The sequence below is a fragment of the Trinickia symbiotica genome, assembly GCF_003028655.1.
GTDB lineage: Bacteria > Pseudomonadota > Gammaproteobacteria > Burkholderiales > Burkholderiaceae > Trinickia > Trinickia symbiotica_A.
In genome coordinates, this window is sequence record NZ_PYUC01000006.1 from 378241 (window position 1) to 403252 (window position 25012).

Consider the following 25012-nt stretch of genomic DNA (forward strand, 5'->3'; position numbering starts at 1 on the left):
GAGACAGGTTCCGATCGCCAGGCTACCGTGGCTACTGCTTGGCGACTTGCTGCGTGGTCGTCGTGTTCGCGGCCGCTGCGCTCACGTCCCCCCAGCCACCGCCCAATGCGCGAATGAGCGTCACCGTCGAGACCGCCTGCGCCCCCGCGAGCTGGCTCGCCTGCCGCTGCGCCGTCAGCACGGACCGCTCGCTGTCGAGCACATCGAGATAGTTGACCTGCCCTTCTCGGTACTGCGTCTGCGACAAATGCTCGGCACGCTGAGCCGCGGCTACCGCATCGTTCTGCGCGCGGATCTGATCGTCGAGCAAACGCAAATCGGACAGACTGTCCTCGACCTCGCGGAACGCCGTGAGCACCTGCGAGCGGTAGTTCGCGACGTCCTCGTCGTACTGCGCGCGCGCCTGCGCGAGCTGCGCCTTGCGGCGGCCGCCGTCGAACAGCGGCAGCGTCAGCGCTGTGCCGGCGAACGGCCCGAGCAGGAACGAGCGGCTCGACCACATGAAGAGATCGCCGAGCGTCGCCGATTCATAACCGAACGCACCTGTGATGTCGAGCTTCGGGAAGAAGGCCGACTTCGCCAATCCGACGCGCGCATTCGCCGCGGCCATCGCACGCTCGGCGGCCGCGATGTCGGGACGCCGTTCGAGCAGTGCCGAAGGCAGACCCGGCGGCACGCGCGCGGTGACGGGCACGAGCGGCTGCTGCGCGAAGCTGAACGCAGCCGGCGTCTTCCCGAGCAGAATGGCAAGACTATGCTCGGCGGCGGCGCGCTGCCGCTCCACCCCGACCGCTTCAGCGCGCGTCGTCGCCAGCTCGTTCTTCGCCTGCGAGAGATCGAGCTCGCTCACTTCGCCCTCGTCGAAACGGTGCTGAGTGAGCTTCACTCCCTCCTCGCGCAGCCCAATGGTCTTGCTGTAGAGATCACGCTCCGTGTCGAGCTCGCGCAGTTGGAAGTAAGTCGACGCGACGTCGGCCTGCAACGCAAGCTGGACCGAACGATAAAGCGCCTCGCTTTGCTGCGAGTCCGCGCGCGCCGCCGATACGTTCGAGCCCACGCGGCCGAACAAATCGGCCTCGTATGAGACCGTCGTTTGCGCACGCCATAGCGTCGCCGTCGGCATGTTGGTGTTCTGCGGAAGGAACTGCGAGGCGGGCGAGGGATGCTCGCGCGTCGGCCCGAAACCCGCATCGATCTCCGGGAACCAGGCCGAGCGCGCCGCGGCGAGCGCGGCACGCGATTGGCGCACGCGAGCCGCGGCCGCCTTCAGATCCTGATTCGCGGCGAGCGCTTCGTCTTCGAGCTGATTCAGCGTCGCGTCGCCGAAGATCGTCCACCATTGGCCACGCGGCTCCGCGTCGGAAGGCTGCGCCGGTTTCCACGTGCCCGGGGCGGCCGCCGGCCCCGCTTCCTTGAACGCGGTCGGCACGTCGACCTGCGGTCGCTGATAAGTCGGCTCGACCGAGCAGGCGGTCATGAGCAGCGCGAGCAGGAGACCGCCCGCCACGGCGCGCAAACCGAGCCCCTTGTTCGCGCCGCCGACCGTTGCATATCGATTATTCATTTGTTCTCCCAACCTTATGCGTCCGAGACGGACATGGCGCGGACTTCCTCATCGGAATCGGCCTTCGAGTCCTTGCCCGCGACGTGGATCTTGCCGCCCGCAAGCGTACGCAGCACCACATAGAAGACGGGCGTCAACATGAGCCCGAACAATGTGACGCCGAGCATCCCGAAGAACACGGCGATACCCATCGCATGGCGCATTTCCGAGCCCGCCCCCGTCGACAGCACGAGTGGCACGACACCCATGATGAATGCGATCGACGTCATGAGAATCGGACGCAGACGCAGGCGGCTCGCTTCGATGGCCGCCGCGATCGGCGTGCGGCCGTCATGCTCGAGCTCGCGCGCGAACTCGACGATCAGGATCGCGTTCTTCGAGGCAAGTCCCACGAGCACCATCAAGCCGATCTGCGTGAAGATGTTGTTGTCGCCGCGCAGCAGCCAGACCCCCGTGAGCGCCGAAAGCACGCTCATCGGCACGATCAGGATGACGGCGAGCGGCAGCGTGAGGCTCTCGTAGAGCGCCGCCAGCACGAGGAACACGAGCAGCACGCTGATCGGGAAGACCCAGATCGCCGAGTTGCCGGCCAACACCTGCTGATACGTCAGATCGGTCCACTCGAATTTCACGCCGCGCGGCAGCGTCTCGGCGGCGATGCGCTCGATCGCGGCTTGCGCCTGTCCCGACGAATAGCCGGGCGCCGGGCCGCCGTTGATGTCCGCGGCCGTGAAGCCGTTATAGCGGACGACCATCTCGGGGCCAAACGTCGGCGTCACCGTGACGAGCGACGAGAGCGGCACCATTTCGCCTGTGGCCGTGCGCGTCTTCAACTGCAAGATGTCGTCGGGCCGCGCACGGAACGGTGCATCGGCTTGCACGCGCACCTGATAGACGCGGCCGAAGCGGTTGAAGTCGTTGACGTAGAACGAGCCGAGATAGACCTGCATGGTGTCGAACACATCCGTCACCGGAATGCCGAGTTGCTTGGCCTTCACGCGATCGAGATCGACGTTGAGCTGCGGCACGTTGATCTGATAGTTCGTGAAGAGCGGACCGAGCTCGGGAGCGCTGCGGGCGCGCTGCTCGAACGCCTGAGTGACCTTGTCGAGCTCCGTATAGCCGAGCGCGCCGCGGTCCTCGATCTGCAGCTTGAAGCCGCCGAGCGTGCCGAGCCCGAGAACCGGGGGCGGCGGGAACACGGCGACGAACGCTTCCTTGATACCCGCATACTTCTGGTTCAGCGCACCCGCGATCGCGCCGGCCGAAAGGGCGCGCGAGCCGCGCTCCTTGAACGGCTTCAGCGCCACGAATACGATGCCCGCGCTCGAGCTGTTGGTGAAGCCGTTCACGGACAAGCCCGGAAACGCCACGGCGTGCTCGACGCCCGGCTGCTTCATCGCGATGTCGTTCATTTCGCGAATCACCTGCTCCGTGCGATCGAGCGTCGCGCCGTTGGGCAGCTGAGCGAACGCGACGAGATACTCCTTGTCCTGCGCGGGCACGAACCCGCCCGGCACGGCGCGCGTCACGAGCACGGTCGCGCCGACGAGCACCGCATAGACGACGAGCATCACGGTCTTGCGGCCGAGCACGCCCTTCACGCCGCGCCCATAAGCAACCGAGCCGTTCTTGAAGACCTTGTTGAACGCCCGGAAGAACCCGCCGAAGATGCGGTTCATGACGCGCGTGAGCCAATCTTCGGGGGCGTCGTGGCCGCGCAGCAGGACCGCGCAGAGCGCCGGCGAAAGCGTGAGCGAATTGAACGCGGAAATGACCGTCGAAATCGCGATCGTCATCGCGAACTGCTTGTAGAACTGCCCGGTGAGACCGCTCATGAATGCGAGCGGCACGAACACGGCGACGAGCGTCAACGCGATGGCGATGATCGGTCCGCTCACCTCGCGCATCGCCCGATAGGTCGCGGCGCGCGCGGAAAGGCCTTCCGCGATGTTGCGCTCGACGTTTTCGACGACGACGATCGCATCGTCGACCACGATCCCGATCGCCAGCACCATGCCGAACAGCGACAAGGCGTTGATCGAGAATCCGAACGCAAGCAGCAGCGAGAACGTACCGATGATCGACACCGGCACGGCGACGAGCGGAATGATCGAGGCGCGCCAAGTCTGCAGAAAGACGATCACGACGATGACGACGAGCGCGATCGCTTCGAGCAGCGTATGAATGACGGCTTCGATACTGGCGCGCACGAACTGCGTCGGGTCATAGACGATCGAATAGTCGACGCCGGCCGGGAAGTCCTTCTTCAGCTCGGCCATATCGCGCCGAACCTGATCCGAGATCGCAAGCGAGTTGGCACCGGGCTGCTGATTGATGGCGAGCGCGACGGCCTGCTGGTTGTCGAGCAGCGAGCGCAAGCCATACTCAGAGGCCGCGAGCTCGATGCGCGCGACGTCGCGCAAATACGTCACGCCGCCCGTCGGCGAGGTCTTCAGGACGATCGCGCCGAATTGCCCTTCCGTCTGCAGACGCCCACGTGCGTTGACCGACAATTGCAACGGAACGCCGGGCAACGACGGCGACTCGCCGATCACGCCGGCCGCAACTTGGACGTTCTGCTCGCGGATCGCATTGATGACGTCGTTCGCGGTGAGACCGCGTTCGGCCACCTTCTGCGGATCGAGCCAGATCCGCATGGCGTAATCGCCAGCGCCCCAGAGCTGCACTTCGCCGACGCCCTGAATCCGCTCGAGCCGATCCTTGACGTTGAGCACCGCATAGTTGCGCAGGTACGTCATGTCATAGCGGTTGTTCGGCGAGATGAGGTGGACCACCATCGTCAACGTCGGCGAGCTCTTGATCGTCGTGACGCCGAGACGCTGCACGTCTTCGGGCAGGCGCGGCAACGCCTGGTTCACGCGGTTTTGCACGAGCTGCGTCGCGAGATCAGGATTCGTGCCGAGCTTGAACGTCACCGTGAGCGTCATGTTGCCGTCGCTGTTGGCCTGCGACTGCATGTAAAGCATGTTCTCGACGCCGTTGATCTGCTCTTCGAGCGGCGACGCCACGGTTTCGGCGATCACCTTCGGGTTCGCGCCCGGATACTGCGCGTGCACGACGACCGATGGCGGGACGACTTCGGGGTACTCCGAAATCGGCAGCTGAAAGAGCGCGATGACGCCTCCCAGCAGGATCAGGACCGATAGCACCCCTGCGAAGATCGGCCGATCGATAAAAAATTTGGAGATGTTCATGTCACGTTCTGGTAAAGGGCCGTCTTACGAGACTCACGAATTCGACGAATCGGCCGAAGCCGTCTTCGCGTCGGCCTGATCGCCGCTCGCGGCGCCGCCGTCCATCGCGATCATGTGAGGACGCACGCTGTCGCCGGGCCGCACGCGCTGGATGCCGTGCACGATGATCCGCTCGCCCGCGTTCAGGCCCGCGGTGATCACGCGCAGATTGCCGTGCAGCTGGCCCAGCGAGACGTTCCGGTAACCTACGCGCCCTTGGGCGTCGACCACCAACACGAATTTCTTGTCCTGGTCGGTACCGATCGCGGCTTCGTCGATGAGCAGCGCCCGATGCGGCGCCCCGCCGCCCACCTTGATCCGCGCGTACAGGCCCGGTACCAGCGTGCCGTCCGGGTTGTCGAAGCGCGCGCGCACCCGAATCGTGCTCGACGAAACGTCGAGCCGGTTGTCGACCGACGCGATCGTGCCCGAGCGCGAATAGCCCGATTCATCCGCGAGCCCGAGCTCGACGGGCACACTGGTGCCCGTGCGCGCGCGGCCGATGTATTTCAGGTAGGTCTGTTCGTCGACGTCGAACGAAGCGTAGATCGGCGACACGGAAACGAGCGTCGTGAGCGGCACCGAGCTGGCTCCGGCGGACACGACGTTGCCGAGCGTCACCTCGGCGCGCGATACGCGGCCCGACACCGGCGCGACGATCTTCGTATAGCCGAGGTTGATGCGTGCCGTTTCGAGCGCGGCTTCAGCCGCCTTCACGTTCGCCGCCGCTGAAGCCGCGGCGTTCTTCTTCTCGTCGAAATCGCGCTTCGCGATCGCGTTGTCCTCGATGAGGCGCTGCGCGCGCTGCCAGTCGGCCGCCGCGTAGCCCTCCTGCGCCTTGGCGGCGGCGAGCTGCGCCTCGGCACGATCGACCTCGGCGGCATAAGGGCGCGGATCGATGACGAACAAGACGTCGCCCTTCTTCACGAGCGAGCCATCCTTGAAGTTGACCGAGACGATCGTGCCCGACACTTGCGGACGTATGTCGACTTTGTCGATCGCTTCAAGGCGGCCCGAATACTCCTGCCAATCGGTCACCGTCTTGTCGAGCACCGTCGCGACATCGACTTCGGGCAACATCGGCGCGGACGCCGGCGGCGAATTGCTGGCGTCGACGCGCACGGCGGTCACGACGCCGACGCCGGCCAGCACGATAACGGCGGCAATCGCGTAGGCAATGCGTGTACGAAAGAATGGCTTGGACATACGAGGCTCCGGTTGGTGATTGTCGATTGTTGGTTGTTGGTTGTTGTATGACGTTTCGGATCAGCGGCCTGTGACGGCCGGCTGGTCGAGGCGGCTTCGAAAGAAGCAAACCGCGTCGTGCAAGGCCTGCCGTTCCCGCGCGACATGCTCGTGCGAAACGCTCGCATAGCGGACGACTTGCGTTGGCACGCCGGCGCTGATGAGCCGCGCCGCGTATTTCTCCGCCTCGAGATGCAGCAGGTCGTTCTCGGCCGTGGCGATGAAAGTCGGCGGCAAGCCGGCAAGCCTTGCCGATTCGAGCGGCGCCGCATACGGATGCATGCGCTGCAAGGCTTGCGGCAGATAGGCTCGATAGCTTGCCGCGCATTGGCTCGCCGAGATGTCCGACGCAACGCGGCTTTCATCGGCAAGACAGGTCATGCTCGGATCGAGCATCGGGCTGAAGAGCGCCTGTGCATCGATGCGCACCTCGCCGCGATCGCGCGCGACGAACGACAGCCCGTTCGCAATGTGACCGCCGGCGCAATGGCCGACCACGAACAGCTTCTTGCCGCCCGCGCCGAAGACACGGCCAACGGCATCGACCCAGCGCGCGGCACGGTAGGCGTCCTCGAGCGCCGCGGGAAACGGATGTTTCGGCGCGAGCGAGTAATCCACCGATATGACCAGTGCGGACAAATGTTCCGCGAAATGGCGCGCCGCCGCGTCGGCATCGTCGAGACAGCCGCGCACGAATCCGCCGCCATGCAGGTATAGCACCACGGGCAAGCCGCGCGTGCCGGCGCGGCGATAGAGCCGCAAGCCGATCGTGGACTGATAGCCGGCAATCTGGATCTCGTTGACGTCGAGCGCCGGCTCGCCTGACGAGGAGCCCGCAACCATTCCGCGGGAAGGGGTGGAACGCATGATTGGACGCGCAAAGCGCGATAGTTTCACAATGACCCGAATTGTGGGTTCAGCAAAACTCCGGATAAATGCCTATAATCCGGCAACACAATTCACCACCTCTGAACAATTCACCGCATTCGTGCAGGCACGCGCGCACGGACGCGGCAATTGCTATTTCTTCGGAGAAACCAAGATGGATCGGCTTCAGGCCATGCAGGTGTTCACGCGTGTGGTCGACACGAACAGCTTCACGAAAGCCGCGGAAACGCTCGATCTGCCGCGCGCTTCGGTGACGACCATCATCCAGAATCTGGAGGCTCACCTCGGCGTGAGGCTCATGCACCGGACGACGCGCCGCCTGAGCCTCACGCCGGACGGCGCGGCGTATTACGAACGGTGCGTCCGCATTCTCGCGGACATCGACGAAACGGAGAGCAGTCTGCAAAACGGCAACAAGAAGCCGAACGGCAAGCTGCGGGTCGACATGCCGGGATCGATAGGACGAACGATCGTGATTCCGTCGCTGTGCGAATTCCACAAACAATATCCGGATATCGATCTGCAGCTCGGCTTTTCCGATCGCCCCGTCGATTTATTGCAAGAAGGCGTCGATTGCGTGATTCGCGTCGGCGCGCTGCAGGATTCCTCGCTCGTCGCGCGCCGTATCGGCCTCTTCGAAGGCGTGACCTGCGCATCGCCCGATTATCTGGCGCGCGCGGGCGTGCCGCAGACGCTCGAGGACTTGAGCCGGTTCAAGGCGGTCAACTATTTCTCGAGCCGAACGGGGCGCATCCTCGACTGGGCGTTCCTCGTCGACGGCAAGGAAGTCGAGGTGAAGATGGCGGGCGCCGTCTCGGTCAACGACGCGGACGCCTACGTCACCTGTGCACTCGAAGGATTCGGCCTGATCCAGATGGCGCGCTTCATGGTGCTGCCGCACTTGCGCTCGGGTGCGCTCAAAGAGGTGCTGCCCGAGTGGAAGCCGCTGCCGATGCCGATTTCGGCCGTCTACCCGCACAGTCGGCACCTTTCGCCGAAGGTGCGCGTTTTCGTCGACTGGATAGCGGAAGTATTCGACCGCTGCCCGCTGTTGAGCGGCCGCCAAAGCCTCGAGGCGACCTGCAGCAAGCGGACTATCGAAGAACTCGAAAGCGCGCCGCGCCTCGATACGCCGGTCGTGAATGAATGGATGGCCTGAGATTGTTCTTGTGGGAGAACAATTCATTTCGGAATACTCGTATTTATCCTGATTGCCGAGGCGCCTAAATTTGCACCTGTCGCGGTACCGATCGTCGGTGCCGCCCCTAGATCGACAGGAGCATTACCATGAAGCGCATCGTCACCACCGCCCTTTTCGCCTCCCTGCTTGCCAGCACGGCTGCTTTCGCCGACGGCGGCATCGGTCACAACGGCACGTACAACGATCAATCGTGGATCGGCGCCGGTACGAAGACGCGTGCGGAAGTCGTCGCTGAACGCGACGCCGCCTGGCGCGACGGCACGCTGGCCTCGCTCAACAAGACGACGTACCCGAACCTGAGCCTGCAAGGCCAAACGCAAGCTGAGCGCCTTGCCCTGCAAGAAGGCAACAACGGCGTCGCCGTGGCGCGTGCCGGTGAATAAGCCGGAGGCGAACATGTTCGACGCCGATTCGTCACTGCTCGACCATTGGAACAGCGACGCGCCGGTTTGGACGCCGTTTCCGCCGCGGCAACGCGCCGCGGCGGCCGGAGCGATCAGCGCTGTGGAACGCCGTGGCGCCATTCGCTCCAATGCGTCGCGATATCCTGAACGAGCGGATTCCCCGCTAGAAAGAGGTTCGCGACAGCGGGTTGGAAGCCGCCCTGAGCGGCATAGTTGAGCAAGTTGTCGGCACTGCTTTGGCCCGGGTACGGCCGATCGAAGTCCGATCCCGAGCGAAGCACGGCCACGCGGCTCAAGTCCACACGATGCGCGTTGGCGGCACGCGAAAGCGCTTCATACGTGGCGTTGTCTTCCTGCTGCGTCGTGCAATACACGCCCTTGCCGTCGGTGAGAATTTTCGTCCACTGGCGTGCGCGTTCGCCGAGCAGCGTGCCCGACCACCACGTATCGCCCGCGAGCGTATCGCATTGAATGACGGTAGGCGGAAGATCCGCCGGCGCATAACCATATTTGGCGCGCGCCGCCTTTGCCTCATCACTGTCGGAAAGCTGAACGTTGCGCGATAGCGCGAATGCCGCGTCGGCCAGCGCCGTATTCAACTGGAAGACTTCCGTGCGATAGTCGAGCGGCGGCTTTTGCGTCGGATCCTTCGTGTTGATGCCGAGATAGCCGGTATTCCATCCGGGCGGAATCTCACGGCCGTCCAGTTCCCATTGGATGCCGAAGTCGACGAGATATTTCGCCCATGCCGCGGAGCCGAGCGTGCCTTGCTGTGGATCGATGCCCGCGATGCCTGCCACGAGGAAGTAGGTATGGCGCAAATCGAACCGCGGTGAGAACGTGAGCGCCATCGTCGAGGCCGCGGCGTTGGCGTGACCCATGCCCGTCGTCATCACGCAGATGTCCTGCTTGTTGCAGTGGACGTCCGGATAGTCGGGAGACAGTCCGGCGACGGGTATCGATTCCCAGGGCCCGAGATGATCGAGCCAGACCTGCCCTTCCGGCGCGAACATCGAAATGATCATGACTTTGACCGGGCGGCCGTGCGATGCGGACTCGGCGAAACTATCGCCGTTGTCTTGTGCGTTCGAGGCCGTCGCGGCACAGGCGGCCAACGTGATGGCCGCGATCGATGAAAGGGTACGGGTGAGCATAGGCGTTCCTTTTTGTTAATGATTTCTTTAACGAGAACTGCTCGCTGCTGTCAGCCGAATGAGTATAGAGAAGCGGCCCGCGAAAGGCATCCCTAGCAAAAAAAACCGGATTTGCTCGCCCGCCCGCTTCGCGCATCAGCCTGCGCACTCACCCTCTCACCCGGGCAAGTGCGCACTCATCGTCACCTCACGCCTTTTCGTCTCTCGATTCTCCCCGTGCGTGCCTCAGGCGGTGTGTTGGATTGCGCTTCTGATTCCGTTTTCGAATCCTTCGTATCCGCATTAGGTTCCGCATTGCCTTCCGCATTGCGTCCCTCTTTGGGTTCCGCTTCGGGTACGGCGCCCGATGCGGCGCTTTCAGGCCCTGCAGCCGAGGGTCCTCTAGGCGACACCATGGTGGTGCGCAGAGGATTCGCTATCTCGATGCCGCGCTCGCGGAAAACTTCGAGAATACGCTTGTTGAATTCGCGCTGAACGGGCCAGCGCGCCGAATCGCGGCATTGTATCTGGCCCACCAGCGTGACCATCGCACCGTCGACTTGATCGACGCCCCAGAAGCTGAAATCGGACACGATGCCATCCTTGAATTGCGGATCTTCACGCAACGATGCGCCGATTTCCTGCAGTGTCTTGGCGGCCAGTTCGACGTCCTGCCCATATGCGATGTTGACGCGCACCGCCGCGTTGCCGAGGCCGCGATTCGTATTGTTGACCGTCGTCACCGAGCTGAACGGTACCGTATAGAGCGAACCATCGCCTCCGCGCAATCGAACGGTCCGTATCGACAAATACTCGACCGTGCCGGACACGCCGGCGACCGTCACCCAGTCTCCGACCTGCATCGCATTCTCCATCAGCAGGAACATCCCCGTGATGAAATCCTGCACGAGCTTTTGCGAGCCGAAGCCGAGCGCGACACCGAATATGCTCGCGCCGGCGAGCAACGGAGCGACGTTGACGCCGATCTCGGAGAGCCCTGTCAACCCGATCACGAGTGCGATGCAGACGAAGAGCGTCGTGCGGAACATCGGCAGCAGCGTGCGCAACCGCGCGGCCCGCAGGAGATCGCCCCTCGCCATCCACCGCTTGAGCCGCCGCTCGATGGCGCCGTTGATCGTCTCCCAGACGACGATCGCAAGAAATGCGGCCACCGCCACAGTGATGAAGGCCGAGAGCAGCCGTCTGCCGATGTCCGAAGCAAAAAGAGACTGCCACGGATGGATGTCCCATGCCGACAAGACGAACGTGAGCGCGACGACCAGAATCACGAACGACGCGAGCCGACGCAGCAACGCGTAGTAACGGTGCGCCCGCTGCAGCGCGATCGACCCTGATTCGCCGTTCGACGACCTGAAGATTCGGCCGAGCACGCCCGATGTGACGATCGCGACGATCCGCGCGCCGACCAGGATCGCCACCGATATGCCGCCGCGATCGAGCAGCACACGGTAGCCGTTTTGCACATCGAGCGCCCAGACGAACCAGAGGGCCATCACCGCGAAGGCGGCAATATAGGCCCATACGTCCGCGAGCCAATGCCCGAGGAATGCGAACGCGTGCGCACGCTCGCTCCACGCCCGGATCCACTGCGCCACGGGCTTGCGCAACTGGAGGATCAGCAGCGCGAGCATGATGTGGCCGATCAGCGTCACGGCCTTCACGATACCCTCGTGCGCATCGGGGGTGAGGCCGAGCGGAACGGGCGCCTCCGCGCAGGCAATGCCGATCGCGAGAACGGCGGTCAGCCGCACGAGCCAATGTTCGACGAAAGTCGCCGTGGTGTCGGACATCCGCAGCAATCGAAGCTTCGGCGCGTCGGCCGCGAACAGCAGCTCGCAACCGAGCGCGATGAGGCGGGCAATAGCGAAAATCTGGATCAGCGTATCGATGACGCGCTCTTCGGCCGTGCCGTCATCCGTCAATATCGATGCCGCGAAAACCGCGATCAACACGGAGATGACGAGCGGCAACGCTTTCAGCAGCGTTTGCAGCAGTGCGAAAGGCAGGCGTTGGAGCAACGACCACTGGCGCGTGGCATGGGCGGTGTTGCGTTGCGTACGGGCTGCCCGTTCCGCATCCTCATCCGTCCCATACGTGCTGGGTTGCTTCGACACGTCGTCCAGCGCGGCGGCGGCTTCGCCGGCTGAATCGACCCCTCCGGTCGACGCCGCATCGCTGGGTTCGACGTTTCCGCCGAGCGCGTTGATACGCCTTCTCAGCGCGCGAGCCACGAGCGCGCCGATGAGCCAGGCCGGCAATAGCGCGGCGCATAGCGTGCTTGCGAGCTCGCGCAGTTGCGTGCGCCCTTGCGGGCTGGCGATTTCATAGCGCCACCACGAGCCGACCGAGTGCACGTCGAGCAAAGCCGCTGCCGAACGCCGCACGGCATCGCCCGCGCTGCGCAGGCTGATCGCCGCCTGCCTCGACAACTGCGAAATGAGGCCGTTTTTCACCGCGATGGCCGCCAACACAGCCGATGCTGCACTCGCCGGCGACGCGGCAGGCGCGGCGGGCGCGCTCGCCGCCGCGGGTGGAGCGCTCAACGCCCCGGCCGCTGCGATGGCCCGCAACGTATCGGCGAGCTTCGCGCGCGCCTTCGGATCGTCGAGCACCTCGAGCGCGTGCTTTGCCTGGTCGGGCGTCAGGACTACCGGAGAAGGGTTCGAAGCGGCGGCCGCCGCCGATGCGGGCGCGGACGCGGTTGCCGGCGCCGGCGCCGCCGCGCAGGCGATCGAGCAAATGAACGAAAAGAGCAACGCAATAAAAAAGGATTTGCGCATAGAAGAACGAAAGTTCACGAATGACGGCGCACTGGCGCACGCTTCTCGCCCGCGCATCGCCCGCAGATTGTTTGTCGATTGGCGTTACGACCGTCCGTGCCGGCGGACAGTTCACGCCCGTTCGAGCGCGGCCATCTCGCGCACGAGCACGAGCAGCATCGATAAGCTCGCACCTGCCGAGCCGCGCTGCTCCGCGATCAGCCGTTCATAGCGCTCGAGCGGCGCCGCGCGCTTGTCGCGCCAGTCTTGCGCGATGGCGTCGGCCGTGGCGCGGCTGCCTGCCTCGGCGAGCGCGCTGGCCGTCAGCGCGCGCTTGAGCCGCGCGAACTCCGCGAGCGCCGCGGCGCGTGCGAGCACATCCCAATGCGTATGCGTCGGCAGCGCGTTCGCGCGCTCGGCAATGAACCCGTGGTTGAGGACGGTGCCCAGCGCGAAATAAACGCCCGCGACGAGTTCGAGCGGCTGCCCGGTCGTCGATGCGATATCGGCAATGTCCAGCATCGCCGCCGAGATCTCGCCGCTCGCCACGCGCGTCGCGAGCTCGCCATCGACACCGGCCTCTTCGAGCGAACGACGCTGCTCGGCAAGCCGCTCGAGATCGCCGGCCGGCAGCAACTGATCGAGCTGAGGCGCAAGCCGATGCACAGCTTCACGGCAGCGATCGATCACGGCCGCCACGCTCGCCGCATCGGCACGCGCAAGACCCGGCGCCTGAAAATGCCTCAAGAACCAAAGCGCCGCATTCTCCATCAGGCGCACGACTTCGACGAACATGCGCGCCTGAATATCGTCGGCGACGCGATTGTCGAGTGAATCGATGCGACCCCAAAGACGGCCGATGTCGAACACGTCACGCGCAATGATACAGGCGCGAACAATCTCGCTCGCGTTAGCATCTGTTTCCTCCTGTAACCGATGGACGAATGCGCAGCCGACGCGGTTGACGAGTGCGTTCGTCAAATGCGTTGCAAGAATCTCGCGTCTCAACGGATGGCGCTCGCTCGCATCGGCGAAGCGCGCCTGCAACGGCTTCGGGAAATAATCGCGCAACATGTCGGCGACGAGCGGATCTTCGGGAAGATTCGATTCGAGCAGTTCGTCGTAGAGCCACATCTTGCTGTAGGCGAGCAGCACGGCGCGTTCCGGCGACGTGAGTCCGCCCTTCGCCGCCTGCCGTTCGGCGATGTCCTCGTCCGTCGGCAGGAATTCGATCACGCGGTTCAAGCGCCCCAACCGCTCGAGGGCGCGCATGAACCGTACCTCGGCCTCGAATGAATCGGCCGAATACCGCCTCGCGATCGAGAGCGCCTGCGTTTGCTGATAGTTGTCGCGCAAGACGAGATCGGCTACTTCACCCGTCATTTCGGCGAGCAGCGCGTTGCGCTGTTTCTCGGTCATCTCGCCGTCCGCCACGACGAGCCCGAGCAGGATCTTGATGTTGACCTCGTGATCCGAACAATCGACGCCGGCTGAATTGTCGATCGCATCGGTGTTGATGCGGCCGCCTTTCAAGGCATATTCGATGCGCCCGAGCTGCGTGAGGCCGAGGTTGCCGCCTTCCGCGACGACCTTGGCGTGCAGCTCCGCGGCATTGACGCGCACACCGTCGTTGGTTCGATCGCCGACCTGCGCATGCGTTTCGTGAGTCGCCTTCACATAGGTGCCGATGCCGCCGTTGTAGAGCAGGTCGACGGGTGCGAGCAGGATCGCGCGGATGAGCTCGTTCGGCGGCAGCGCGTGCGCGCGCACACCGAGCGAGGCCTGAACGGCAGGCGAAAGCACGATCGTCTTCGCCGTGCGCGGATAGACTCCGCCGCCGGCCGAGATACGGGCCGTATCGTAGTCGGCCCAGCTCGACCGTTCGAGCGCGAAAAGCCGTTCCCGCTCGGCGAAGCTCGCCTCCGGGTCCGGATCGGGATCGAGGAAGATGTGCCGATGATCGAAGGCTGCGACGAGCCGGATATGGCGCGACAGCAGCATGCCGTTACCGAATACGTCGCCCGACATATCGCCGATGCCGACGGCCGTGAAGTCCGTTGTCTGCGTATCGACGCCCATTTCGCGGAAATGGCGTTTGACCGACTCCCAGGCGCCGCGCGCCGTGATGGCCATCTTCTTGTGGTCGTAGCCGACGGAGCCGCCCGACGCGAACGCATCGTCGAGCCAGAAACCGTACTCGCGGGCAATCGCGTTCGCGTAGTCCGAGAACGTCGCCGTGCCCTTGTCGGCCGCGACGACGAGATAGGGATCGTCGCTGTCGTGGCGCGTGACATCGGGAGGCGGCACGATGGCCCCGCCGACGCGGTTGTCGGTGACGTCGAGCAGCCCGCGCAGAAAAGTCTGGTAGCAGGCGATTCCTTCGCGCAGGACGGCTTCACGATCGATGGCGGACGGCGGATTCTTGACGACGAACCCGCCTTTTGAGCCCACCGGTACGATCACCGTGTTCTTTACCATCTGCGCCTTCATGAGGCCCAGCACTTCCGTGCGGAAATCCTCGCGCCGATCGGACCAGCGCAACCCTCCGCGCGCCACGCGCCCGCCGCGCAGATGCACACCCTCGACGCGCGGCGAGTAGACCCATATTTCGAACATCGGCTTCGGCTCCGGCAAACCCGGGACCTGTTTCGGATCGAGCTTGAACGACAGATAAGGCAGCGGCCGGCCATTCGCATCGCGCCGGAAGTAATTCGTGCGTAGCGTCGCCGTCATGATGCCGAGGAGCTGACGCAAAATGCGATCCTCGTCGAGATTGGGGACTTGATCGAGCGCGCTTTCGATTTCGTGCAGCAGCTCCTCGGTCCGTGCCGCCCGTGCCGGCCCGACCGTCGGCGCGAAACGGGCGACGAAGAGCTCGACGAGCTTGCGCGCGATGGCCGGATTCCCGGTCACCGCCCGCTCGACGTACGCATCGCTGAACGTGGAGCCCACCTGCCGCAGATACTTCGCGTACGCACGCAGAATCGACACCTCGCGTGCCCCCAGTTCCGCCAGCAGCACGAGCCGATTGAAGTTGTCGTTCTCGATCTCGCCGTTCCAGACGCCGGCGAACGCCTCTTCGAAGAGCGCCTTCACGCGCTCGATGTCGAATTCGGCCTCATGGGCAAGCTCGAGGCCGAAATCGTGCACCCATGCGGGCGTCGAGCCTCGAGGCTCGATCAGATACGGACGCTCCTCTTCCACGCGCACGCCGAGGTGCTCGAGCATCGGCAAGCTGCGCGAGAGCGCGATCGATTGGCCGACGCGATAGACCTTGAATCGAAATGCGCGCGCGGCGGCTTCGATTGGCCGATAGAGGTTCATTGAGAGCACGTTGTGCTCACGCGCCGCTTCGACGAGCTCGATGTCGCGTACGGCGGTGCGCGCCGCATAGTCCTCGCGATAGCCGGCGGGAAACGATTCGCCGTAGCGCTGCAACAGCAGATTGCCCTCTTCCTCGCCGAATCTTTCGAGCAGTGCGGCCGCCAGATCGTCCTGCCAGCGCCGCGTCACGTGGACGAGCCGGGACTCGAGCTCGTGCGTGTCGACTTGCGGCAGCGCGCCCGCCGCCGTCCGCACGACGATATGGATGCGCGCGAGCGGCGATTCGGACAGCAACGGCGTGAATTCGACGCTCGTCCCGTTGAATGCCTCAGCGAGCAGCTTGGCGATTCGGCGGCGCAGGTCGGTGTTGTACTTTTCCCGTGCGACGAAGACAAGACACGAAACGAAACGCTCGAAGCGATCGCGCCTCACGAACAGGCGCGTGCGCTGATGCTCCTGCAGCCGCAGAATGCCCAGCGCGATATCGTAGAGCTCGTCCTCGTTGGCTTGAAAAAGCTCGTCGCGCGGATACTGCTCCAACACCGTCACGAGCGACTTGTAAAGGTGGCCCTTCGCGAGAAAGCCTGCCTTTTGCACGATGTTCGCGCACTTGCGGCGCACGATCGGGATATCGGCGATCGGCAGCGTATAAGCCGTCGACGTATAGAGCCCGAGAAAACGCCGCTCGCCGAGCAGCTTGCCCGACTCGTCGAAGCGTTTCACGCCGACGTAGTCGAGGTAGCCGGGACGATGGACCGTCGCGCGCGAGTTCGCCTTGGTCAGAAAAACCGGCGACGTTTCGTCGACGAGACTCAACGCGGCCTGAGGCAGCGGCGTGGTATCGGAAGCGCCGGGCGCACGCAGGCTTTCTCGCAAAATGCCGGCCCCCGTTCCCTCGATGCCGCGCAAAGCGAGACCATCGCCGTGCGAAACGAGCTCATAGTCGCGCACGCCGAGGAACGTGAAATGGTCGGCCACCATCCATTCGAGGAACGCGCGCGCTTCCGCGGTTTCCATGCCCGCGTCTTGCGTGGAGAGGCGCTTGATGGTCTGCTTCGCGCCGTCCATCATGCGCGGCCAATCCTCCACGGCGGCGCGCACGTCGCCGAGCACCCGCGCGATATCGGCGCGCAGTTGAGCGAGCCGCGCCGCATCGCCGCATCGGTCGACCTCGAAGTGAATGAACGACTCGAGATGCGACGGCGCGGCCGTCGCATCGTCGGCGCGCGCGGCACCGCCGGGCTCGATCCGCTCGATGGCGCCGTTCGCGCGGCGCCAGACGCGAAAGACCGGATGCATGCCCGAATGGAGCGTCAGCCCCGACCGATTGACTTCCATCGTCACCGAGTCGACGAGAAACGGCATGTCGTCGTTGACGATTTCGATGATCGTATGATCGGAATGCCAGCCGTGCTCGTCGACGACCGGGTTGTAGACACGCAGCACCTGGGCGCCCGAGACGAACTTCTGCGCGAGCTGCCAGTGTGCCATCGCCGCGCCGTAGAGATCGGCAAGCGAGCGGCTTTGCATGTCTTGAGAGTCGACGAGCTCGTAATAGGAGCGCAGGAACGATTCGATCGGTCCGAAAGCCTCTCGGGGCCATCTTCCTCTAGCATGCTCGACGACATCGTCCAGCAGATGCGTAACCGCTTCCTCGTTCTTCGTCAGCATGATGTCCTCCGCGGCGGGCGACAATGCGTTCGAGGGGCAGGTTTCGGGCCTGCTCTTGCTCGCAACCGCGATTATGCGCCGGTCGCCCTACCGCAGCTACCGGCAAATGCCGGCGCCTCCGCCTGCCTGGTCAGCCGCGGCTGGCCGTATTCTCTCCGGTTAGCGCGGCGGCCCAGCCCGCGATCGAACTCGCAAGCCATACCGGGTCGTCATGAGGCAGGTCGTGCCCTGCCCACGGGTGCTGCCGGTGCTGCGCATGCCAGACGTCCGCGATTGCCGAAGAGCATCCCGGATGCACGAGCGCGTCGCGCTGCGACGACAGCACGAGGACCGGGCATTGCGGCGGTGCGGCATTCGCCTTGAAGCGCGCCGCCGACCAAAGCTGACGTAATGCATTTGGGCGGCTGACGGGCGCGCTTCGATAGATGGCGATCCACTTGGCCAGATCGGTATCGCGCATGTCGCGCCGATTGCAAGTGAGATGGTGGATCGCCGTTTCGGCATCCCGCCGGCTGCGCCAGTTCAGCGCCGCGCACAACAGCTCCGGAAGCGCGCGCGGCTGCAGGCGCATGAAAGGCCGATTGAACGGCCGCATGCTCGTATTGATTAGGACGAGGCGCTCGATCTCGCTCGGCTCGCGTTGCGCCCATGCCAGCGCGACCATCGCACCGAGCGAAAGCGCGACCACGCGAAACGGCGGCGCATAGCCGCGCGAATGCAGATCGGCACGAACGAAGTCCACGAGCGCCGGCACATTCGCGGGCGAGCGAACCCGCCAATGCACGCCGGTCCCGGGCAGATCCGCGGAAACGATGTCCCCTTCGAGACCGCTTGCGCGCAGTTGCTCGGCCATGTCGGCCCAATGCCGCGCCTCGCGAGTCAAACCGCGCAGCAAGACCCATGTCGTCACTGCCTGTGCCTCCGGTACCAGTGCTCGATCGCTCGCGTCATCAACTGCTGCCGGCCGATACCTTGCGGTAACCAGCGCTCGCCCGCATACGCCGCGCGCGCAAGGAAATCGAACAGCGTCGCATGCCGCCGCAAGACTCGCTCGGTGCGGTGCGCCTTGATCGGATTGAAGATGCCCTCGCGCTTCAAGATTTGCAGCGGGTTCTCCTTGATCCAGAGCCACGAGCCGAGCTCGAGCGTCAGCGGCAAGAAAACCGACGGGGCGCGAACACGGTCATAAGCGTAGTCCCAAAGGTCGCCATGAGCGAGGTATTGCAGACTCTGCGGCTCGAAAAGATAGCCGTGGTGGGGGTAAGCGCCTTCGAGCATCGCCTTCAGCGCGTACATCTCGGGCAGATGCGCGATATGCCTCGTCGACTTCGCATAGGGAAACCAGATGCTGTCGCGAAAGCCGTAACCGGAGTGGCAGTCGAGCGCGAAGCTGAGCGGCCGCGACATCAACTCCTCTTCGACGACGCGTATCATCAATGCCGCCTCCACTTCCATCGGTGCGCCGCGCCTGCCGCGATACCAGGGAAGCCAGGGGCCGATGCGTTGCCCGCCTGCGAGAAACGGAACGCGGCCTTCCGCGCTTTGCGGCGCGTTTCGCATCAAATCAACCCCGTTCGGATTCGAACGTGTCATAGCCCACATACCGCCCGGATTGACGATCGGCATGAAGACGAGCCGGACCGACTGAAGCTGTTGCTGCAGCAGCTGGTCCCATTCGAGACGACACAACAGCACACGCATATAGTCCAGCAGTAACTGCGTGCCGATTCGCTCGAGGCCATGAATGCCGGCGAAAAAACCGATGGCGGGCGCGCCCGGATCGGACGCGCCGAGCGTGGCCACGTAGACGGCGAACGAGCGCTCGCCGGCTTTCACTTCACCGACGACATTGATGGTCATGCGCGGGCTTGCCGCTTCGAGGATCGCCTTGAGGTTTTCGTATTCGACGAAGGAGGCTTCGGGCAGAGGCGTGAGGATGGCGGTCATCTTCGAAGACCCGCGAGAAAGAGCGAAATGCGGCTGGCACCGCGGATGATGCAATCAATATAGGTGCTATTTATAGTGGGAAGACGCCGATTTTTCGATTTTTGCGCGGCTTCCCGTATCGCATGTGAGCCAGCCCGGCGTCGCGCCGCTGCGCTTTTGTATGAGTTTTATGGATACCGCCTCCGAACCGGCTTGACACGCTCGTTCTCGTCGGCCACGCTTCGTGTCGCCATGTGAACCCGCCGGTTAAAAACGAAAATCGATGAGCATTGGACCGCAGCCTGCCTTGACCCGCGCCGACCGATATCAGGCGGCGCTTGCGTTGTATTCGAACGGCAGATTCCTCGACGCATTGACCATACTGCTGCCGCTCCTCGAACCTGGTGAGCCGGACAAAGCGACAGTGGCGGAGACGCTCAACCTCGCGGCGGCCTGCTCGCTCAGTCTCGACAGGAAGACCGACGCGGAAATGTATTGGCGGCAGGCCATACGACTGAAGCCGGATTACGACCAGGCCCACTACAACCTCGGGGTGTTGCTCCATGGAATCGGGCGCTGGGACGAAGCCGAGTCTTCCTACCGGCAGGCGTTGGCAATCCGCCCCGATTACCTCGATGCCCGCCATAACCTTTGCGCGCTGCTGAAGACACGCGATCGCCTATTGGACGCGGAAGCGGTGTGCCGCGAGGCGCTCGTTCTTCTACCTGATAGCGCCGTCATTCACCACGATCTCGGTACGGTACTGATGGACCTTGGTCGTCTGCACGAGGCCGAAGCTGCTTATCGCAAGGCATTAGCGACGCAGCCGGGGTACGCGGACGCGAAAGCCAAGTTGGGCGCGTTGATGCTGGCCACCGGCCGCTTTGCCGAGGGTTGGCCGCTCTACGAAGCTCGTTACGATAAGACGCTGACCGATCGCACGTCATTCGCTCCGGAGTTCACCTATCCGCAGTGGCGAGGCGAATCGCTCGAGGGTAAGGCAGTGCTCGTCTGGCAGGAGCAAGGTTTCGGCGACATGATCCAATTTGGCCGCTATCTCGCGTTGCTGAAAGCGCGGGGGGCGGCGTGGATCACGCTCGCATGTGCTCCCGTGCTTCACGGACTATTCGGCACGCTTGCGTATCTCGACGCGGTTGTCGACGGCCAATCAGAGCTTGCGCGTGCGGAATATGACTTCTGGACGCTGCCGCTCAGTATTCCGTTTCGATTGGGCACGACGGTGGAGTCGATTCCCTCCGCTGTTTATCTGAAGCCGTCCGCCGAGCTCGTTGCAAAGTGGCGGGAGCGGCTCGCGCCGCTGACAGGTTTGCGCGTGGGTCTGGTGTGGAAGGGTCACCCTGGACATGGCAACGACGCCCACCGCTCTTTGCCGTCGCTCGAAACGCTTGCGCCGCTGTTGAGCCTGCCCGGCGTCAGCTTTGTGAGTCTGCAGAAAGAGCAAGGCGAAAATGAGCTGCAGTCGCTGGGTGCGTATCGGCGCGTTCTCGATCTCGCTGGCGATATTCACGACTTCGCCGATAGTGCGGCGGTGATCGCGCAACTCGACCTGGTCGTCTGCGTCGACACAGCGGTCGCGCATCTCGCGGGCGGACTCGGCAAGCCGTGCTGGGTGCTGTTGCCGGCTAGCGGGACCGATTGGCGCTGGATGCGCGAGCGCACGGATTCGCCCTGGTATCCGGGGACAACACGATTATTCAGGCAATCGCGTGCGGGGGATTGGGTTTCCGTGGTTGAAGAAGTTGCGAAGGCTTGCGCGGACGATGCTGCGGCAATGGAGTGTCGGTAGGTCGCGGCGGGCGACACTTTTAGTGAGGCCAGCGGCTTTTTGAACAACGTTGTGCGCCGGGCCAGCGCGGCCACGCCGATAGCTCTTGATGCATCGATCGCAGGCAAGACCTAGCGAACCCTCAAGTTACAGACGAATTTGCCGACAGTATCGTTGATGTCGACCGTAGGTGGGTGGGAGTGGTCACATCGAGAGCCACCTGGTATCTAGACATTTAGCGAACGTTGTTCGGAGCCCGATTGAACGTTCGTGGAACGGTCAGCAAATGGCTCTAAAGGCGATTCCGAAACCCTTCGACACTCATTCAATTGAAAATGATCACCGCGCCGTCTATGACGGTCGGTAAGTCGCTTGACCGAGACGAAGAATATGTATTCAAAGAAGATCACCACACTAAGTATTGCCATAACCCTGGCTTCGATTCTTGGCCTTGCGGGCTGCGCGCACCGACATCCGCCGACGGATAGCACCGTCAGCCAAAAACGCAAGGCGCACAGATCAAAGGCGGTAGCAACGAGCCCTGACCATGCTGCTGACGACGCCAAGCTAGTATTCAAATCGAGCGGAATGCCGATGCAGGTGATGTACTGGACGAGCACTGCAGAGCAGGCTTGTCAAGGGTTCCAACCTGTCGGCCGGGTTTTCGACAGCGGCAGAGGTACCCTCCTGCCCTCGATCGCCCGCTGGACGGAAGGCGCCAACAAGGCTTTCTATAAAGCTGAGACCTCGCGCCTGCGGTATATCAAGCCTGGCGTGACGATCCAGGTAAAAGGCCTGTCCGGATCAGAGAGCCACGACCCCCGTTACTTCTCATGCGGCCCGATCGTGACGACGTTCACGCCCGAAAAGGGACGGAGCTACGAAGTTGACTTCGCCTTTCAGGGCACGAAGAGTTGTTCACAACGCGTCGCCGATGTCACGGACCCGGACCACCCAGCGCCGATCGGGCAAGTAGTCACGTGCGGCCGTCTGTCGCAAATCGCCGATTTGGGAAACGTCAAAGAGAATTACTTGAAGACCTTCCATGAGCAAGTGCTCGAAGAGTCGCGAAAAAAAGAGGCAGGGGCGGCATCGAATTCGGAAAAGGCCTTTGCCATGCAGCACGAAGCTTCGGCACTGGATTCTCTCGGCCGATCCGATGAGGCACTCGCGATCATCGACCAAGCCCTGAAACTCATCGATCCCTCCAAAAACAAGGATCTGGTTGCGACCAAGGCGGGCATCCTTTTCTCACTTAACGATCCGCAGTCGGCATTGACGCTGTTGGCCCCGGAAATTGAAGAGACGCGCAAGCTTGCCGATGGCAAGCCTCAATCCGAGCGGATGGCCGCGTTGGGCACATACACAGAGGGGTTCATTACGGCCACGTTTGCTCATATCCAACTGGAGCAGTGGCAAGCTGCCATCGGTACGCTCGCCGATGCTGAGTCTCCGCTCGAGGGGCCGAGGTTCTACGCCTATAGAAGCCTAATGTATCGCTACATCATGTCGAGGGCTCAAAACCCATCATTGGCGAACGCGCGGCTCGAGCAGGACGCGACGTATTACACGGAGCATGACAAGAGTCATTACGGCGCATTGCTTCGTATGTGGCAGGGAACGGACTCGACCCTGGAGGCCATCCAGGAAGCCGATGCCGTTATCGCCGGAATGTCCGGGACCGACAGGCAAGAAGCGCTCGGCGAGGAGTTGTTCTACTTGGGAGCGCATGCGAAGTTCGTGAACGGCAAGCCGGCCGGCGGACACAATCTCCTGGAGGACCTCAACAAGCTCGCTCCCTATGGAAGCATCGAATGGATCTACGGCAAGCGAGTGCTCGAATAAGTTGCCAAGGAAAAGCACCCGGGGCAAGCGCGATGCGGTAACTCATCGCGCCTTAACGTATTCGGCGGCCACGCGAGCGCGGACATGGTCGGCAGTGACAGCGCGAGAAGCTCTGCCTTCAACGCATCGTAAGCCGAACCGACCGCTACATTTTCTACAGCAAGGCTCCATAGTCCCGATCGTCCCGATTTTGCTCGCCTGCCGCTGCGTGCTGTGCTCATCAACCCTCTGGCTCACTATGCATCGATTGAATTGAATCCAATCGATGCAATAAGATCCGAAAAGCAAACTTCACCAGTACCGTCGCTGCAGTGGAGAGTAAGGAATCTGAAGTAAAAGTGGTTCCGCCGCGACTCATTCTAATTTCAGCGTCCGAGTAGGTCACTTGAGAGCCAGCAGGAAGACCTAAAAATGGGATTACCCGCGAATCATGTAGAGTCGGGACTTATCATTATCGCAACATTTTGAAATCCCACGCCTCCAACGCTTCAGCGTATTCAGCTTCAGCTTGCGATAGATCATCGTACTTCATAAACAACGGAGACTCAGTATTGAAAAAGTACCATCTAAATTCATCATGTTTCGGAGGGCAAATCCTTCCCTCCTCAATTTCATCGAGAATCTTTGACATAAGGACCAGTAGATTTTCAACATCAGTATCGCTTGTTGCATAATAGCTCAGCAGCGACCGCAAGACGCGAGCCTTTTCCTGCAATTTCTTGATCTGATCCATATCTCGCCTCAATGCAATGCGAACGGGTTAACTTTGGTCGGTGCGGTCCACTGCCCTCGGTTAGGTACTATAACTTGCTGCGCACCGCCCGGCATCGTTGCCGATCCCTGTGCCGTCCCCGCAACGTTCGATACGAATACATTTGGCGTACTTCCTGCTTTCGGGGTGATGGCATAAAAATCCATGCCATTCCTCAGGATATTGGCTGCCTGCGCCGCTGGCAAACCCAATATCTGACCGACCTGTTCGGGCGTCATAGTCGCAATTGCCTGGGCCTGTTGAGGGCTCATCCAGTAGCCAGAAACCGGATTTACACCATCACCTTTAGGGACGACCTTGATCAGGATCGTACCCGGTGCAGCCTGGCCCATGCTGGGCAAAGTGGATCCGGATTCAATATACCCGGCAACAAGACCCTTGAGTTGTTGGTCCGTCAGGTTCGGACTCCCCGCTAGAATTTCGCGCGCCAACGCCTGTGCTTGCGGCGACTGCATAATTTCCGGCGTCGCCTCGATGCCGCTGGTTACGAACTGTTGATAGCTAGCGGCGCCGAGCTTGTTTAGCGCCGCAACTTGATCAGTAATGACATTTATGGCACCTCCCGCCGTTGCCGCACTGCCAATACCGAGAGCCGCCTCCAGCAGCCCAGCGGCGCCCGAAGACATTCCCAGACCGATCAGCGCCTGGTTCAGATACGTCGATTCTGGTTGGCCGGATATCACCTGCTTTGAACCGGCAATTAGCGCGTCTGCACTTGTATCAGCCACCAATGCATTCGCGACACAGCCAACGCCAGTCGCGCACGACACCGGTGCGCTCGTGAAGGCGCCGGCAATCCCCAGCGCGCCAAGCGCGGCCTCGGCAGCACCGGCTCCGCGCGTCGTCAGTTGATAGGTGTTGTTCAATAGTTTCGCCGCGTCCATATTCGCATCGCTGAATATGCCGCTCGTCGTGTAGCCGAACATGCCCGTCTGCTGTGACAACAGGTCACGCTCACCCGCCAACGCATCGCTTGCACCAAAATCAGCGATCTGCTTCAACTGCTGATAGGTCACGCTTCCCTCAGGGTATTCGGCATAGCAATGAGTCATTGCACACGCGGCGGCTGTCAACCTTGCCTCCTCGACCGAGTCATTCCCCGCAAGTTTGTGAATGCGCTGCTTTTCGTCCTCGTGAAACTGCCGATTGTACAGATCCGCTGACAACGCGCCCTTGGCCCCGCTCATCGCTCCGGAGGAGCCACCCGCCACCCCAC

Annotated in this window: 15 protein-coding genes; 4 read left to right on the plus strand and 11 right to left on the minus strand. The window is 62.8% G+C overall.

Translation table 11 applies throughout. The annotated features are described in order from the left end of the window. Positions 1-31: 31 nt before the first annotated feature. The 4 genes from C9I57_RS14620 to C9I57_RS14635 are packed head-to-tail and all read right to left on the minus strand — an operon-like array spanning position 32 to position 6933. On the minus strand, positions 32-1564 hold the full coding sequence (locus C9I57_RS14620; protein ID WP_107151370.1) for an efflux transporter outer membrane subunit: 1533 nt from the start codon (positions 1562-1564) through the stop codon (positions 32-34). 14 nt (positions 1565-1578) lie between these two features. Next, positions 1579-4782 carry an efflux RND transporter permease subunit gene (locus C9I57_RS14625; protein WP_107151371.1) on the minus strand — a complete coding sequence of 1068 codons (3204 nt, stop codon included), beginning with the start codon at positions 4780-4782 and terminating at the stop codon, positions 1579-1581. 33 nt (positions 4783-4815) lie between these two features. Then, the gene (locus C9I57_RS14630) at positions 4816-6027 is read right to left on the minus strand and encodes an efflux RND transporter periplasmic adaptor subunit (protein ID WP_107151372.1); all 1212 of its coding nucleotides are present in this window, start codon (positions 6025-6027) and stop codon (positions 4816-4818) included. 60 nt (positions 6028-6087) lie between these two features. Next, entirely contained in the window at positions 6088-6933 is an 846-nt protein-coding gene (locus C9I57_RS14635) for an alpha/beta hydrolase (RefSeq protein ID WP_258187646.1), read from the minus strand. 175 nt (positions 6934-7108) lie between these two features. Between C9I57_RS14635 and C9I57_RS14640 the strand changes: the two genes are divergently transcribed. Further along, on the plus strand, positions 7109-8113 hold the full coding sequence (locus C9I57_RS14640; protein WP_107151423.1) for a LysR family transcriptional regulator: 1005 nt from the start codon (positions 7109-7111) through the stop codon (positions 8111-8113). Between the two features lie 128 nt (positions 8114-8241). After that, the gene (locus C9I57_RS14645; RefSeq protein WP_107151374.1) at positions 8242-8538 is read left to right on the plus strand and encodes a DUF4148 domain-containing protein; all 297 of its coding nucleotides are present in this window, start codon (positions 8242-8244) and stop codon (positions 8536-8538) included. A 113-nt stretch (positions 8539-8651) separates the two neighbouring features. Here C9I57_RS14645 and C9I57_RS14650 read toward each other — a convergent pair whose 3' ends face one another. The 5 genes from C9I57_RS14650 to C9I57_RS14670 all read right to left on the minus strand — a co-directional run bounded on the left by C9I57_RS14650 (position 8652) and on the right by C9I57_RS14670 (position 19414). Beyond that, complete coding sequence (locus C9I57_RS14650; protein ID WP_107151375.1) at positions 8652-9713, minus strand: purine-nucleoside phosphorylase; 1062 nt, start codon at positions 9711-9713, stop codon at positions 8652-8654. A gap of 182 nt (positions 9714-9895) precedes the next feature. Next, a complete protein-coding gene (locus C9I57_RS14655; protein ID WP_107151424.1) occupies positions 9896-12493 on the minus strand; it encodes a mechanosensitive ion channel domain-containing protein in 2598 nt (865 codons plus the stop codon). Between the two features lie 111 nt (positions 12494-12604). Beyond that, positions 12605-17467: an NAD-glutamate dehydrogenase gene (locus tag C9I57_RS14660; RefSeq protein WP_107151425.1), complete on the minus strand. Its 4863-nt coding sequence runs from the start codon at positions 17465-17467 to the stop codon at positions 12605-12607. Between the two features lie 130 nt (positions 17468-17597). Then, on the minus strand, positions 17598-18377 hold the full coding sequence (locus C9I57_RS14665; protein WP_107151376.1) for an alpha/beta fold hydrolase: 780 nt from the start codon (positions 18375-18377) through the stop codon (positions 17598-17600). After that, positions 18374-19414, minus strand: coding sequence for a M14 family zinc carboxypeptidase (locus C9I57_RS14670; protein ID WP_107151377.1), 1041 nt, complete (start codon positions 19412-19414; stop codon positions 18374-18376). The genes C9I57_RS14665 and C9I57_RS14670 overlap by 4 nt, the downstream gene beginning before the upstream one ends. Positions 19415-19676: 262 nt before the next feature. Between C9I57_RS14670 and C9I57_RS14675 the strand changes: the two genes are divergently transcribed. Next, a complete protein-coding gene (locus tag C9I57_RS14675) occupies positions 19677-21200 on the plus strand; it encodes a tetratricopeptide repeat protein (protein ID WP_107151378.1) in 1524 nt (507 codons plus the stop codon). Between the two features lie 369 nt (positions 21201-21569). Then, on the plus strand, positions 21570-23024 hold the full coding sequence (locus C9I57_RS14680; RefSeq protein WP_146166224.1) for a hypothetical protein: 1455 nt from the start codon (positions 21570-21572) through the stop codon (positions 23022-23024). Between the two features lie 451 nt (positions 23025-23475). Here the strand turns inward: C9I57_RS14680 and C9I57_RS14685 are convergent, their stop codons facing one another. Together C9I57_RS14685 and C9I57_RS14690 are read right to left on the minus strand one after the other, a co-directional pair. Then, positions 23476-23757 carry a hypothetical protein gene (locus C9I57_RS14685; protein WP_107151380.1) on the minus strand — a complete coding sequence of 94 codons (282 nt, stop codon included), beginning with the start codon at positions 23755-23757 and terminating at the stop codon, positions 23476-23478. A gap of 8 nt (positions 23758-23765) precedes the next feature. Next, positions 23766-25012, minus strand: a 1247-nt coding sequence (locus tag C9I57_RS14690; protein WP_219909874.1) for a hypothetical protein, incomplete at its 5' end; no start/stop codon positions are given.

Coding starts and splice junctions, on each gene's coding strand:
- C9I57_RS14620 (WP_107151370.1), bottom strand. CDS start 1,564: ATGAATAATCGATATGCAACGGTCGGCGGCGCGAACAAGGGGCTCGGT.
- C9I57_RS14625 (WP_107151371.1), bottom strand. CDS start 4,782: ATGAACATCTCCAAATTTTTTATCGATCGGCCGATCTTCGCAGGGGTG.
- C9I57_RS14630 (WP_107151372.1), bottom strand. CDS start 6,027: ATGTCCAAGCCATTCTTTCGTACACGCATTGCCTACGCGATTGCCGCC.
- C9I57_RS14635 (WP_258187646.1), bottom strand. CDS start 6,933: ATGCGTTCCACCCCTTCCCGCGGAATGGTTGCGGGCTCCTCGTCAGGC.
- C9I57_RS14640 (WP_107151423.1), top strand. CDS start 7,109: ATGGATCGGCTTCAGGCCATGCAGGTGTTCACGCGTGTGGTCGACACG.
- C9I57_RS14645 (WP_107151374.1), top strand. CDS start 8,242: ATGAAGCGCATCGTCACCACCGCCCTTTTCGCCTCCCTGCTTGCCAGC.
- C9I57_RS14650 (WP_107151375.1), bottom strand. CDS start 9,713: ATGCTCACCCGTACCCTTTCATCGATCGCGGCCATCACGTTGGCCGCC.
- C9I57_RS14655 (WP_107151424.1), bottom strand. CDS start 12,493: ATGCGCAAATCCTTTTTTATTGCGTTGCTCTTTTCGTTCATTTGCTCG.
- C9I57_RS14660 (WP_107151425.1), bottom strand. CDS start 17,467: ATGCTGACGAAGAACGAGGAAGCGGTTACGCATCTGCTGGACGATGTC.
- C9I57_RS14670 (WP_107151377.1), bottom strand. CDS start 19,414: ATGACCGCCATCCTCACGCCTCTGCCCGAAGCCTCCTTCGTCGAATAC.
- C9I57_RS14675 (WP_107151378.1), top strand. CDS start 19,677: ATGAGCATTGGACCGCAGCCTGCCTTGACCCGCGCCGACCGATATCAG.
- C9I57_RS14680 (WP_146166224.1), top strand. CDS start 21,570: ATGTATTCAAAGAAGATCACCACACTAAGTATTGCCATAACCCTGGCT.
- C9I57_RS14685 (WP_107151380.1), bottom strand. CDS start 23,757: ATGGATCAGATCAAGAAATTGCAGGAAAAGGCTCGCGTCTTGCGGTCG.